The 13,712-nt window shown below is 40.0% G+C and carries 9 protein-coding genes; 2 read left to right on the top strand and 7 right to left on the bottom strand.

The window, feature by feature from the left end; all coding sequences use genetic code 11:
- Positions 1 to 573: 573 nt before the first annotated feature.
- From AC1DYT_RS21030 to mnmE, 4 genes are all read right to left on the bottom strand, one after another.
- On the bottom strand, positions 574 to 4,689 hold the full coding sequence (locus AC1DYT_RS21030) for a two-component regulator propeller domain-containing protein (protein ID WP_477471487.1): 4,116 nt from the start codon (positions 4,687 to 4,689) through the stop codon (positions 574 to 576).
- Between the two features lie 288 nt (positions 4,690 to 4,977).
- Positions 4,978 to 6,114 carry a site-specific integrase gene (locus AC1DYT_RS21035; protein ID WP_477471488.1) on the bottom strand — a complete coding sequence of 379 codons (1,137 nt, stop codon included), beginning with the start codon at positions 6,112 to 6,114 and terminating at the stop codon, positions 4,978 to 4,980.
- Complete coding sequence (locus tag AC1DYT_RS21040; protein WP_477471489.1) at positions 6,114 to 6,629, bottom strand: helix-turn-helix domain-containing protein; 516 nt, start codon at positions 6,627 to 6,629, stop codon at positions 6,114 to 6,116. Before AC1DYT_RS21040 ends, AC1DYT_RS21035 begins: the two co-directional genes overlap by 1 nt.
- A 415-nt stretch (positions 6,630 to 7,044) precedes the next feature.
- A complete protein-coding gene (gene mnmE, locus AC1DYT_RS21045) occupies positions 7,045 to 8,403 on the bottom strand; it encodes a tRNA uridine-5-carboxymethylaminomethyl(34) synthesis GTPase MnmE (protein ID WP_477471490.1) in 1,359 nt (452 codons plus the stop codon).
- A 355-nt stretch (positions 8,404 to 8,758) separates the two neighbouring features.
- Between mnmE and AC1DYT_RS21050 the strand changes: the two genes are divergently transcribed.
- Positions 8,759 to 9,817 carry a nucleoid-associated protein gene (locus AC1DYT_RS21050; protein WP_477471491.1) on the top strand — a complete coding sequence of 353 codons (1,059 nt, stop codon included), beginning with the start codon at positions 8,759 to 8,761 and terminating at the stop codon, positions 9,815 to 9,817.
- A 29-nt stretch (positions 9,818 to 9,846) separates the two neighbouring features.
- On the top strand, positions 9,847 to 10,614 hold the full coding sequence (locus AC1DYT_RS21055) for a hypothetical protein (protein ID WP_477471492.1): 768 nt from the start codon (positions 9,847 to 9,849) through the stop codon (positions 10,612 to 10,614).
- Between the two features lie 395 nt (positions 10,615 to 11,009).
- On the opposite strand, the gene AC1DYT_RS21060 is transcribed toward AC1DYT_RS21055, so the two are convergent.
- The 3 genes from AC1DYT_RS21060 to AC1DYT_RS21070 form a co-directional block, all read right to left on the bottom strand.
- Positions 11,010 to 11,960, bottom strand: coding sequence for a nucleotidyl transferase AbiEii/AbiGii toxin family protein (locus AC1DYT_RS21060; protein WP_477471493.1), 951 nt, complete (start codon positions 11,958 to 11,960; stop codon positions 11,010 to 11,012).
- 3 nt (positions 11,961 to 11,963) lie between these two features.
- Complete coding sequence (locus AC1DYT_RS21065) at positions 11,964 to 12,536, bottom strand: DUF6088 family protein (protein WP_477471494.1); 573 nt, start codon at positions 12,534 to 12,536, stop codon at positions 11,964 to 11,966.
- Positions 12,537 to 12,804: 268 nt separating this feature from the next.
- The gene (locus tag AC1DYT_RS21070; RefSeq protein ID WP_477471495.1) at positions 12,805 to 13,701 is read right to left on the bottom strand and encodes a helix-turn-helix domain-containing protein; all 897 of its coding nucleotides are present in this window, start codon (positions 13,699 to 13,701) and stop codon (positions 12,805 to 12,807) included.
- Between the last annotated feature and the right edge of the window lie 11 nt (positions 13,702 to 13,712).

A 13,712-nucleotide genomic window follows, 5' to 3' on the forward strand; every position in this document is an offset into this window, starting at 1 on the left:
TTTAATAGAAATCAAATAATTGGTTTATTGTACTTGGTTTGGTTGTTAAGTTTTCAGTGTCGCTTTTTCTTCATAATTTAAAGGGTGATCTTTATTGGGTTTGAAATTTAGTGTTCAGTATTATTTAATGCACCGATCAGGTACTGCGCCAAAAAGTTAGGCGGTACACGTATCGGCTTATATAAAAAAGGCTTTAAAATGGGGGCTACCCTACGAGCAGCGAAGTCTTAAATAGAAGGATTCCCGCAGGACGAAAAGGGTCAAAAAACGCTAAACGTTTAAATAGTAACTTTTTAGGCATAATCTAAGTTGTTGGTTTATAAATCAGGGCTTTACATATAATAAATTGGCTGTATTATATTGGGGTAAAGTTACCGGCGAGCTTAGATCACGGAGAGCTATAATTTGGATGTTTAGTATGAAAAATATGCAGCTACTTAAAAACCACCGCATTGATAATCAATAGATTAAAATAAATGCAGGGGTAAAAAATGGTTATGGCTGCCCTTTGCAAAAGCAGCTTTTTTCACAACTATAAACTATTGAATGGGTCGGGATCGAGGCAGAAAAAAATCAATCGATACTGTCGAGGTACTGGGACGGTGTCACCAAAAATTCTCCTTTAAATACTTTAGAAAAATATTTCGCATCGTTATAGCCTACCTCATAGGAGATTTCCGTTATGGTAAATTGTTTTGTGAGCAGGAGTTGTACGGCTCTTTTTAATCTTACCGACTTGATAAACTCAACCGGCGTTTTGCCGGAAAGCTTAAATACCTTATTATATAAAGCCCCATGGCTCATATTCATTTGGCTACTTAGCAATTCAACTGAAAAGCTGGCATTTGAAATATTTTCTTCAATGACCGTCAATAACTTTTTCATGAATTTTGTATCGGGTGTTTCGATCTCCAGATCGCCTGGTTTAGCTTCAATTTGCCTTCGGTAGGTTTCTTTTACTAACTGATGGTTTTTAAGCAGATTATGAACCTTAAAACGTAGTATTTCAAAATTAAAAGGCTTGGAAAGGTAGTCGTTCGCCCCCGTCTCCAAACCGGCCAGTTGCTTTTCATCGCCGGTAAAAGCGGTAATTAATATAAATGGTATATGTTCGGTGCGTTTATCGCTTCGGATCTTTTTGCAAAAATTAATGCCGTCAATTTCGGCCATGTTAATATCGCTGATGATCAAATCGGGATGTAAAGCCAATGCCCTTTGCCAACCTTCTTTACCATTTGCAGCTTCGGCAATGGTATATAGATGCCTCAGATCGTCTTTGAGATACGCCCTGAAATCGGGGTTATCCTCTACAATCAAAATGGTAATATTTTTATTGCGCTTCTCCTGGCGTGGCATGTCAGGCTTAGGGACTTCAACTTCCTGAGGAATATTTTCAACGCCGGCAAAGCTATTCTTTGCCGTTTTTTTTAGTGGCAGCCTAACTATAAAACAGCTTCCCTTTCCAGGTTCACTTTCAACAGAAACAATACCGCCCATCAAATCAACAAACTCTTTTGTAATTGATAAGCCAATCCCGCTTCCCTGGTTAATTAACGAAGCGGGCATGTCACTCTGAAAAAATCGCTCGAATATTTTATTATGCTTTTCAACCGGGATACCAATACCTGAATCTTTCACCCTGATTTCGAGCAAAGTCATTTCTTTGCTGTCGGTTTCCAGCAGCTTTGCTTCCACCCCAATAATACCGTAGTCGGGTGTAAATTTAACGGCGTTGGAGAGCAGGTTAAAAAGCACTTTTTCAATTTTATCCTGATCGAAAAACACAAATACCGAATCTATATCGCACCTAAATGAAAACCTGATATGTTTTTTATCTGCCACATCGATAAATAAATCGCATGCTTCTTTAATGCTTTTAATAATATCAGCTTCATGCAGGTCAAGCTGAAGTTTTTTTACTGCTATTTTACTAAAATCCAATAACTGATTGATCATATTAAGCAACCTCTTAGAGTTTTCGTGGATCAATTGAAGCTTTCGCCGGCTATAATTATCGTCAGCCTGCTTTAGCAATTTTTCAACCGGCGCCATAATCAAGGAAATAGGCGTCCTGAATTCGTGACTAACGTTGGTAAAAAAATCTATTTTCATTAAATCCAGCTCGTGCTTATCTTTTGCTTCCTTTCGCTCACGCTCAATCTCAAAGCGGGTTTCTATTTTTCTAATGCCCTGTTTGCGGATGTAGTACAATATCCCAAGTATGGAAAATACATAAATAACATAGGCTATTGGCGATTTCCAGAATGGGGGCAATACTTTTATACTTAAGGTCAAACTATCGGTATTCGGTATCCTTTCGGCGTTTGAGGCCCTTACCCGGAACACATAATTACCAGCGTCCACGTTGGTATAGGTAGCTTTTCTTATCCTCGTGTCGCTGGTTATCCATTCTTTATCAAGGCCATCTAATTTATATTCCAGTTTAGATTTACCCGGACTGAAAAAATTCAGATCTGCAAATTCAATCGAAAAGGCGCTTTCATTGTATTTTAAGGTTATGTTTTTGGTTTCCGTTATAGATTTTGAAAGTACAACATGCCCGTTTAAAGTGTCGCCTGCATTTATACTCTTGTTGTAAAGCTGAAAATCAGTCAAGATTAAATTGGGGGCTCCTTTGTTCAATTTTATCGATGAAGGGTTAAAAACATTAAAGCCATGCGGCCCTCCAAAAATCAGTTCGCCGCTTTTTGTCTTTAACGATGCATTTTCATTAAATACACGCCCTTGTAAACCGTCGGTTTCATTATAGTTTTCAAACCGGAATTTCAATTTTCCATTTTGTTGTTTTACTATAATGTTCGACAATCCATTGGGTGTGCTTACCCACATATTATGGTTATCGTCTTCTAATATATCCAGGATCGCGTTATCGGGTAGTCCGTCTTCTTTCCTGAGATTTGTGAATTGCCTTTTTGATTTATCAAAAATACTTAAGCCATTGCGGGTAGCTATCCAGAAAAGATGCCTCGAATCTTCGGTTAAATTGGTGACGTTATCGTTGATCAGGCTATTGCCGTTTTTGGGGTCGGCTAAATAATAAATGAATTTATGAGATTTATTCAGCAAGACATTGATCCCGTAGGAAGTGCTGATCCATATATTGTGGTCTTCATCTTCTGCCAAACCTGATATATAGTTATTTAGAATAGAACCGGGAGTATCGTTTTTAAAATATTTAAAGACTTGGCTGCCAGGTTCTAATAAATTAAGCCCGCCGTTAAGCGTTCCTATCCATAAGCGATGAGAAGAGTCTTCCATGATCTCATATATGCTGTTGTCAGATATACTTGTGGGAATAGCGTCGTTGTGCCGGTAATGCGTGAAAGTCTTGCCGTCATAACAATCCAACCCGCCAAAATAGGTGCCAATCCACAGCTTATTTTCATGGTCCATACATAAACTAACAATAACATTATTGGCTAGGCTATTAGCATTGGCTGCATTGTGCAAGTAACTCTTAAAAGTGCCGTCTTTTCTGTTAAAATAAATAAGGCCTTTACCATTAGTGCCTATCCATAAGTTGCCTTTTTTATCTTCAGCGAACTTATTGATGTCATCATAACCTATGCTGGAGGGGTCGGAGGAATAATGTTTATACAGGGGGAACTTGATAATATCCCCGTGATAATAACTGATGCCCTCTTTAACAGTACCTATCCAAACAATTCCTGTATTATCTTTAAAAAGTGATATTGTAGCATTTTGCGCCAAACTTTTATTATTGTCCTCCCTTTTTACTAAATATTGAATTGTGAAATCACTTTTATTTAAAAGATTGATCCCGCCATTATCCGTTGCTATCCAGATCGTATTTTTGTCATCCTGAATAATATTAGTAACAACATCGGAATTTAAGTGACTGCCAGCAGAAGCTGTATTGATGTGCTTAACGATATTACGTTTTAAATTCAGATAATATATACCGTGCGGACTATTTACATTAAACACCCATAAATCGTTCTGGCGGTCAATAAAAATCCTAAACGTACTTTGTTCATTGCTGAATATTTTGTTAACGGCGTAAATTCTCTGATCGATTTTATTGGCATGATGATTTATCTTTTCAATAATTCCGTTCTGATAGATCAGTAAAATATCACCATTTAAATCCTCTGACAGATCTGTTGGGCTATTAGCATAAAGCGAAGTGGTATCGCCGGTCTTATGTACAAAATGTATTGTTTTTTTCGTGTTGGGATTATATTTATAAACACCAAGCGTGGGATGCAAGAACCAGAAATTGCCGTACCTGTCTTTTTTTACGTTATTGATTGAGTTACCCGGAATGGAGAGAGCAAATAATGTACGGTTAATATTTCGTTCGAACCGCTCGGTTAGCGGGTCATATATGTTAAGTCCATTGCGTGTTTGTATCCAAAGCTTATTCAGGGGTCCCTCTACGATATTTATTATAAAATCATCACTTAAAGAGGTCGTATCACGGATGTTATTTTTGAATATTTTGAACTTATAACCATCATATCGGTTTAAGCCAGCCATGGTCCCAAACCACATAAAACCTTTCGTATCCTTGTAAATACAATTTACCTGATTGTTTGAAAGCCCATCGGTAATATCCAAATGTGAAAATTGATATTGACTGTTTTGCGCAGCGGCTGTTTTTAAGACGCTTATGATAATAGCCGTTATCAATAAAATTAAACGCATTGTTTGAAACCGATATAAAAGGAAATAACATTATAGGACTGACCGACTAATATAGCGGAATTAAACTGGATGTGAAGTGGTAAAATATGAAGCTGAGCTGAAGTTGATAGCTTGATTCAATTTGCTTGGATTTGAATTATTGGCTAATATTCTCGGAACGGCAAAAAGCGAACCTTTCTACGTATTGGAGTTGTTAATTCTTTATCAAAAAAAGGATGTCCTATACAAATTAACAAAAAGGGGCCAGAATCAAACCTACCAGCCCCATTTTTATTGATGGCTCTAAAACTAATCAACCCTATTCAGCTTACTTATATCTACCTTAATTTTATTCACCGTTTGATTTTTTTTCCTATCCACCACTTTGGCATAAACCTGCGTTGTTTTAATATGCTTATGACCAAGCATCTTAGAAACGGTATAAAGATCCGTTCCAAATTCAAGTTGTAAGGTTGCATAGGTGTGTCTGAAACAATGGAACGTTATATTCTTTTTAATACCAGCCTTTGCGAGCCACCTTATTAAGAAAATTCTGATCGAAGAGTATTTCAAGTTTTTGAAAACTGCTTCGTGAAGCTTTCCTTTGCTGCCCATTAATGTAACAGCATCATCAGAAATTGGCATGTATTCAGCAACCAACGTTTTTTGTTGGCGATATTGCAAGTAGTACTTACCAGGCTGACCTCGTAGCTCAGACCATTTTAAGGCTTTAACATCTGAAAACCTAAGACCTGTTAAAGCAGAAAATATTGCAGCACGCTTAATTACGTCTGGTTCCATTGGCGTCGATATTAATGTTTGGAGTTCCGTCAACTCCAAACGTTCGCGATGTGTTTCGTTTGCTTTTATAGGCTTGACTAACGAATAGAAATCTTCCACCAGCAATCCCTTGCTAAACGCTTCTTTTAAAGCGGATCGAAATTTTGCAAAATAGCTAACGCCTGTATTTCTTGAAATTGGCTTTTCTCTAAAGCTGATTCCAGGACCACTCAAAAGATAAGATCTAAAACCCTCACATATTGATTCATTCAAATCACAAGTTTTCAGGTTATTATTGGTTATAAAATCCTCAAAATACCGAAAAGCCATCGCCATGTTATCAGAATCCGCCTTCTGACGCCTTGCGGTGTATTTTTTAAAGTAATTGATAAAATCACCTCCCCTATTAGATTCAGATAAAAACCCAAACCTGTCACTCTGTACGTCAAGATGTCGTTTAAGCCTAACCCACTCAGCTAACTTTGTTGTTTCCTTATTATGCTTTCTTTCAATATTACTATTAGGTTTATCATAAATGAACAGTTTTAAATATTCATATCGTTGAAGTTTATTTTTGGATGGATTGAATATGGGTGGTGAATAGTCCTGGTAAAGTGATTGGCGGCTTTTTGATAGCGATTTCCTTCTTATAGTTACGTTTGCCATCAGATTTGATTAAATAAAATTGAATCAATATTTTTCTTGGAAACATAAGTGAATCGGCCTACCTGGAACTTATCTATGTTATTTCTTTTGATTAAATTATATATCGCTGCGTCTGAGATTTTAAATTTCTCGTGTAGCTCGCTCATATTATAACAGTCGTCCATTACGGGCATTTTGGACACCTGCTTTTTTGGAAGAGGTGCCATAAGTAACTTCGATTGAAATAACTGCTCGATGTCCCTTTTTAGAATGATCGTTCGGCGAACGGAAAGATTGTAGGCGACGAGTTTACCAGTGTTTATTAAATAATAAATAAAGCTGCGCGATACGCCAAGCAGTATTGCAGCTTTTTGAGTATCTAAAAACTCTACATTTTTAAGCGGTTGCATTGCTTGAGCGGACAAAATAACAGGCTGTAGATTTTCCGCTTCAAATCTTTTCATTTCTCTGTTTTGTAGCGTTAAAACGTTTATTACACAGCTTACCGCAAAATCGGGTGACAGTGGTTTTGGCATTGAATGTTTGTTTACAATGCACACATTTTCTTTGGATCGTGAAATTTGAACTCATGTATTTTAAATTTCTACAATTTAATTATCCACATAACACCCGCCCCAACAAATCATCGCAAAGATATCGGTCGTTGTATCTCCCTAAAATTGTAGTGTTTTGTAACATTTAGTGTCATTTAATGCTATTTAGTTATCGATAGTTACAACGATTTACATGACACTGAAAAGTGAGGAACAAAAGGTACTTTGGGAACCAAAAAAGCAACAGAATTACTTTCTATTAGTAACAAAAATTATAAATATACCAATTGGTCTTATTTATAACCTTCTGATAACATGGTATTTAAGAAATCAAAATAGTGATTTTTACTTTTTGTCTTTAATAAATAACTAATTGATAATCAATTAGTTATATCGACTATTTGCCGATACAGAACTTACTAAATATATTCTCCAGCAGGTCGTCTGTTGTAACTGCGCCGGTTATTTCGCCTAAGTAATGCAGGGCTTGTTTAATATCCATCGACAGGAAGTCGGATGTTACGCTATCTATTCCACCCAGCACCCTGATGAGGGCTTCTTCCGTTTTTTGCAGGGCTTCGAGGTGGCGGATGTTGGTTACCAGGGTTTCGTGGCCGGTAAGGTTTTCTTTTATTGCGGAGGCGTAGATCTTTTGCTTTAACTCATCTATATGTTGCTTTTCTTTTGCCGAGATCACAATGGCGTCCTTTGGCAGGCTGGTAATTTGCAATTCGGTTAACAAGTCGGCCTTATTAGCAACAATAAGCATGGCCACGCCGGGTTTTTGCAGGCTTTCTAAATCACTTTGCAGTTCTTCAGCGGTTATCTGTTCGGCATCAAAAACGTATAACAGCAGCGCGCTTTGGCTAATTTTTTCCATGGTGCGCTGTACTCCTATTTGCTCAATAGCATCGGTGGCCTCGCGGATGCCGGCGGTATCTACCAGGCGGAAATTGATACCTTTGATGTTCAGTACTTCCTCTATAGTATCGCGTGTAGTGCCGGGGATATGGCTAACAATGGCACGTTCTTCGTTGAGTAAAGCATTCAGCAGTGTTGATTTACCCGCATTAGGCCTACCGGCAATTACCGTATTTACGCCGTTTTTAATCGCATTGCCAAGCTCAAAGGATTGTATCAGGCTGCCTATCACTTTCGTGATCTCGTGGATAAGCTTTTTCAGCTGATCGCGATTGGCAAACTCCACGTCTTCCTCAGCAAAATCAAGTTCCAGCTCTATAAGGGAAGCAAAAGCTACCAGCTGATCGCGCAGGATGCTGAGTTGGTTGCTAAAGCCACCCCGCAATTGCTGCAGGGCAATTTGCTGCGATGCTTTGGAGTTTGATGCTATCAGGTCGGCAACAGCTTCCGCCTGCGAAAGATCGAGCTGACCGTTCAGGAAGGCCCGTAAAGTAAACTCGCCTGCTTTAGCAGAGCGTGCACCGTTTTTGATGAACAGCTTAATGATGGATTCGATGATATAATTGCTGCCGTGACAGGAGATCTCTACCACATTCTCGCGGGTGTACGACCGCGGGGCCACAAACAACGATGCCACTACCTCATCAAGTTCCAGTTCGCCATCCATGATGCGGCCAAAATGCAGCGTATGCGATGCCTGTTTGGTCAGGTCTTTTCCTTTCCAAACCTTTTGGGCAATAGTAATAGCTTCCGGCCCCGAAAGGCGGATAACCCCTATTGCCCCGATTCCGTTGGGGGTGGCAAGTGCTACGATAGTTTCTGTTTCGTTGGTCATTGGGTCATTGGGTCATTGGGTCATTGCCAACCACCCAGTGCAAAAGTCGCTATTTAGCGTGAACGGGGCAAGCAACCGGATATTAAAGTGTCCCACTTTGCGAGTGGGACACCTTGTTTTTGATTATTATTGATTATCAGCGCTTTAAACAAAATCAGTGAAACACTTTGGGACATCCCTGTTCTTTAAATACAATCATCAAAATATTCATTATCAGCAATTTATATAAAATAGCTAAAATGATAAAAAATGTAATGAAACACTTACAAATAGACTCTATTTCATAAGCCGGCTTCAAAAATAATGACTTAATGGCCCAGTGACTCCATGACAAATATTTACCTTCGCCCTAATTATGGTAACTTTTTTCGAAGCTTCGCTTGATACAATTTCGGTGCACCATGTGGGTAACCAGTCGCAAAACGAGATGTATTCCCTATCTGACGTGCCCCTGGAGTTGAAGGATGATATCATCCCCAACCTGTTGATGCAGTATTTTTTGAAGCCTTTTGAGAAGGCCAACGAGGTTTACCACCTGATGCACAGCAGCGGCGACCTGGCCCTGAACGAGCTGCACCACTTTGCTACCATGGCTTTTGAGGATAAGGAGAAATTCCAGGAAGCATCTGAGCAGATTGCCAAACACCTGTACAAGGTGAGCACCCACCCCAACATCAAGGGCGGCGAGCTTTATGTGGTGTATTTTAACCAGGTGCAGATAGAAGGCAACGCGCTGGATTGCATCGGCATCTTCAAATCTGAAAATAAGGAAACTTACCTGAAGGTTTACCCCGATAAAGGCGGCTTCGCGGTTGATTATGAGCAGGATGCCATCAACATCAACAAGCTGGATAAAGGTGTGCTCATCTTCAATATCGAAAAAGAAAACGGCTACAAAGTGGTGGTGGTTGATAAAGCAACCGGCGGGCAGGATGCTGCCGTTTACTGGAAGGATGAGTTCCTGCAACTCCAAATACGCAACGACAGCTTCAACCGTACCAATAATACGATGGGCATCTACAAAAACTTCGTTACCCAAAAACTCGACGATGAATTTGATATGAGCAAGGCCGATAAAATAGACCTGCTGAACAGATCGATGAAGTACTTTAAGGAAAAGGAGACTTTCGACCTCGACGAATTCAGCGAGGAGGTCATCAGCAATCCCGAGGCCATCACCTCTTTCAAGAATTTCAAGAACCAATGCGAGGAGGAATTCGGCAACCCCATTGGCGATAGTTTCGAGATATCGGGCAACGCGGTAAAAAAACAAGCCCGCGTTTACAAAAGCGTATTGAAGCTGGATAAGAACTTCCATATCTATATCCACGGCGACAATAAACTGATAGAGAAAGGCTTTGATGATGATAAAGCCATGAATTTTTATAAGGTTTATTTTAAAGAGGAGGCCTAAGCACTTATATTTACTAAAAAAAGCGGCCTATGAAACTCCTGATAGCCTGTTTACTGGTGTTTGTTAGTGTTTCGGCCAGGGCGCAACTGGCCATAGTGAACGACCCCGACGGATTCGTAAATGTGCGCACCGATAAAAGCATCAAATCTAAAATAGCCGGCAAACTGTACGATGGGCAGCTGTTTTTATTTGCCGACGAGCAAGCCGCCAAAAACTGGGTATATGTAGCCTTCGATAGTAAAAACGAAGTAGAGTCGCCGGATGAAGCGGAACTGAAGCCTGCAAAAACCGCAAAATATTTAAGCGGATACGTATATCGTAAAAACGCGACCCCTTTGTCCCTGCTCCCGCATGTCAGGCTCAATAAAACCAATTACCGCATTTCCAAAAACAAGCTCAGCATCAAAAGCGATTCCATTTACCTATCGGTTACTACTATTCCGTTCAACGCAAAAAAACATAAGATCCTCCGCAGCAACGATGGCTGCAGCAATTGCAATAAACTGTTCGTAGATAAGGTGGACGGCAAGAAACCCTGGGGCGTAGATGGCGATTTGCCCTCTATGGAGATTAGTAATATTATCCTCATCGTTAACAACAACCCTGTCAATATCCCCATGGCTGCTTTCAGCGACATTTACCAGCCGCGGATAGCAAACCTTAACCTGTTTTTCGATAAAAAGGGAAATATCTATCTATACATGCCCGGCAACAGCGATGGCGCCGGCGGCTACGATGTAGCCTGGGTGATAAATAAAGGCAAGTTTGTTGGGCGATACGTAGATAGCATCGATTAAGTTATGGGGTTGTCATTTGGCATTGCACTAAAATAGTTTGAGCCAACTTAATGTTTTCGCAGGGCCTCCTCAATGCTATCGAGTTAAGATTTTTTATCTCGCAAAGCCGCCAAGACCGCAAAGTAAAAGCTTAAAATTCTTTGCGCCTTCGCGACTTTGCGTGAAATTAACCCTACGGCTTTCCCTTAACTTAATAGCATTGAGGAGACGGGGACAGAAACTTTTTTGCGGGGACAGAAACTTTTTTTGGCTACCTACCGATACAGAAAGCACAGTAGCGTTGATTATCATCGAGTTATAGGATTTGAGTTACAAAATAGTAACAAAAAACAATATAAGCATTATTGAACGGATCAAAGAACGGCGCAAGCAGGGTAAAAGCGAAATATAGTCCTCTATAATTTGTCGATATACTGGTGTATCCGTGCCAGTAACACATCAAAATCCGGTGGCCCATTATAATACAGCGCCGCCGTATCCGCATATCGTTTTTTGAATGAAATCCTTACTGATGAGTCGGTTAAAAGAAAGGCTTCGTTTTGCGCTACCGGTGTAGCAAAGTCAGGCTTAGGGAAACGTTCTTCCTTATGGACCATATACTCTGGTGTACCAATGAATGCCAAAACATCTTCCCGGCCGAGCAGGCTGTAAACATCATAATACTGCCGCATAAAATTTACGCCTGTATTGCCGGTTTCTATTTCCCGCCGGAATTTGGTCGCAATGGTTTGCAATTTTTCAACAAATGTATAGCCGGGATGATAGCAGGCGATGTCCTTTGCGCGGTTATCAATGACCTCGACACCCTGGGCTGCCGCCCGGTCATATGCCCAGGAACTGATCATTACTTTTTCATTGGGCGTTACCCGGTCAAAACCGGCTTCCAACAAAATCCCCTCCTTGACACCCGCTACCAGATTGATGAAATTGTTGTAAAACAAGCGTATGCCGCCACTGGAATAAGATTTGGTATTATCAAAGTCTGTATCACGTTCTACCCGCACAATACCATCGATCTTAATATCTTCAGCCAGCCAGTCATAAAAATTCTTACGTGCCGCTACATTGGCAGGTTTTTCATTTTTAGGGTTCTCATTGACCTTTTGGTCTTCCGGCGGCTTAATATGAATATCGATATCTTCTGAAAAACGCTCAATAATCTTGTACCCTTTAGAAAGCGAGGTTCCCCCTTTTAATTCAAAATCATAGCCCTGCGACTGTAAGCCATACAGCACATGCATAATCCAATAGTCCTTTTCAATCAAAGCGGCCTGGATGCCTGTTTCATCTTCCAATATGCGAAGCAGTTCCCGAAATTCCGGGTGTTCATGAAGATATTCAGCCATTTTTTATACCAGCACAGGGGTCAATAATCTTTTAGCTTTGCCGTTTCCGTATCGGTCAAGGGTCTGTTGAAGTTCAGTTTTATTCATGCCTTTAGCCTTTGATAAAACGTTGGTTAACACTTGCTGCTGGTCTTCAGCCAGTTTATTTAAGTTACCGGCGAGGTCAACAAGCAGAAATTCCGGTGTCAGCTTTTCAGGAAAATGATGTTTAAGCTGAAAATCAAAGGTACGGTTGCCCAATTTGAATTTGCCATGCCGTTTATGATTATAAACGGTACGCTGATTATATAGTTGAGTAGTCCCTATACCTAATGTATTATAAAGATTCGGGGAAGTCAGCAAAAACCGGTCATCTTTCAGGAAAGAGCGCACTAAATTTTCTTCTTCTGGAGGGGTTTTGCCGAAAGTGGAATTTTTAGGATAATAATAAACGCCCTGTGATAATTTTTGCAATACGCCTTCTTCCAATAAGGCATGCAAATGCCTATCCACCGACCTTGACCATTTTACAAGGTCATTTCTGCGATAAACCTGCCCTTCCTGCAAATGCGCTTTAAGTTTTTCCAGCGTTGACATTTCTTTTGCTTTTTACAAAGTTCGTGATAAATCAAGTATATTGCAAGAATATTCATTAAAAATTCATGCAAAGCCGAATGAAAGATTTTAAATAGCAACTGATTTGTGCTATAAACGCTCCACAAAAACCGGGAAAATTTTCGCAGTTGTTGGTGTTGTCACCAGCGACTTACCGGATGTCTTTATTAAACGAAATGCCTGCGCATTTTTCCACCGTTACAGCAAAACGTTTAATACGTTGCATTTAAACATCGCGGAACGGTTCCTGTCAATTTAAGAAGTGTTCTTTGAACTTATTGGGAGAAGTGCCTACCTCTTTTTTAAAAAGTCGGGAAAAATATGTTGTGTTTTCAAACCCAAGTAAATGTGAGATCTCTGTTACATTCAATTCCCCTTCCGCCAATAGGTTTTTTGCCTCACCAATCAGGAAAAGATGAATCAGCTCCAGTGCCGTTTTTCCCGTTTCTTCCTTTAACAGATCAGTTAAATAGCGGGAAGATATATTTAGCTTTTCTGCCATTAGCGCCACTGTGGGTAATCCAATTTCTTTTATTTTTCTTTCCTCAAAGTTAGTTGTGAGCAATTCATTGAACTTGGTAATTGTGGAGCCAGCTAATTGTGTGCGGTTAATGAACTGCCTTTTGTAAAAGCGCTGTGCATATTTAAGCATGGAGTCGAGATGGCTAACGATGATGGCCTTGCTCAGCTCATCGGTGTTATTGTTGTATTCTTTGTCAATGCTGAAATACAAATTCCATATGATGTCCTCCTCGGAAGGTGAGAGGTGCAATGCCTCATTGACTTCATAATCGAAATAACCGTATTTCTTTATTTCGTTGTAAAGCACTGTTCCCGGCAGAAAGTCTTCATGGATAAGAATCAGAAACCCCTTCTCCTCTAGTTCCACATTTTTAAAGACCACTTTTTGATGGGGCTTTACAAAAGACATCGAACCACGGTCATGGTCATATTTTGTCTTTCCATATTGCATGCTGCCCGATTTCAGCTTCTTAAAACCTATGATGTAAAATGCCGAAGAAAATTCGATTACACTATTACCGTCACAGCTCTCCCGTTCACCATACGCAACGCTAAAAAGCGGGTGCTCTGGTGGCTTTATTCCAAGCGCTTCGTGCAGTTCGCTTATTTTTTTAAAGTGATCCATTTTAAGCAATT

The organism is Mucilaginibacter sp. P1_D10 (genome assembly GCF_056406215.1).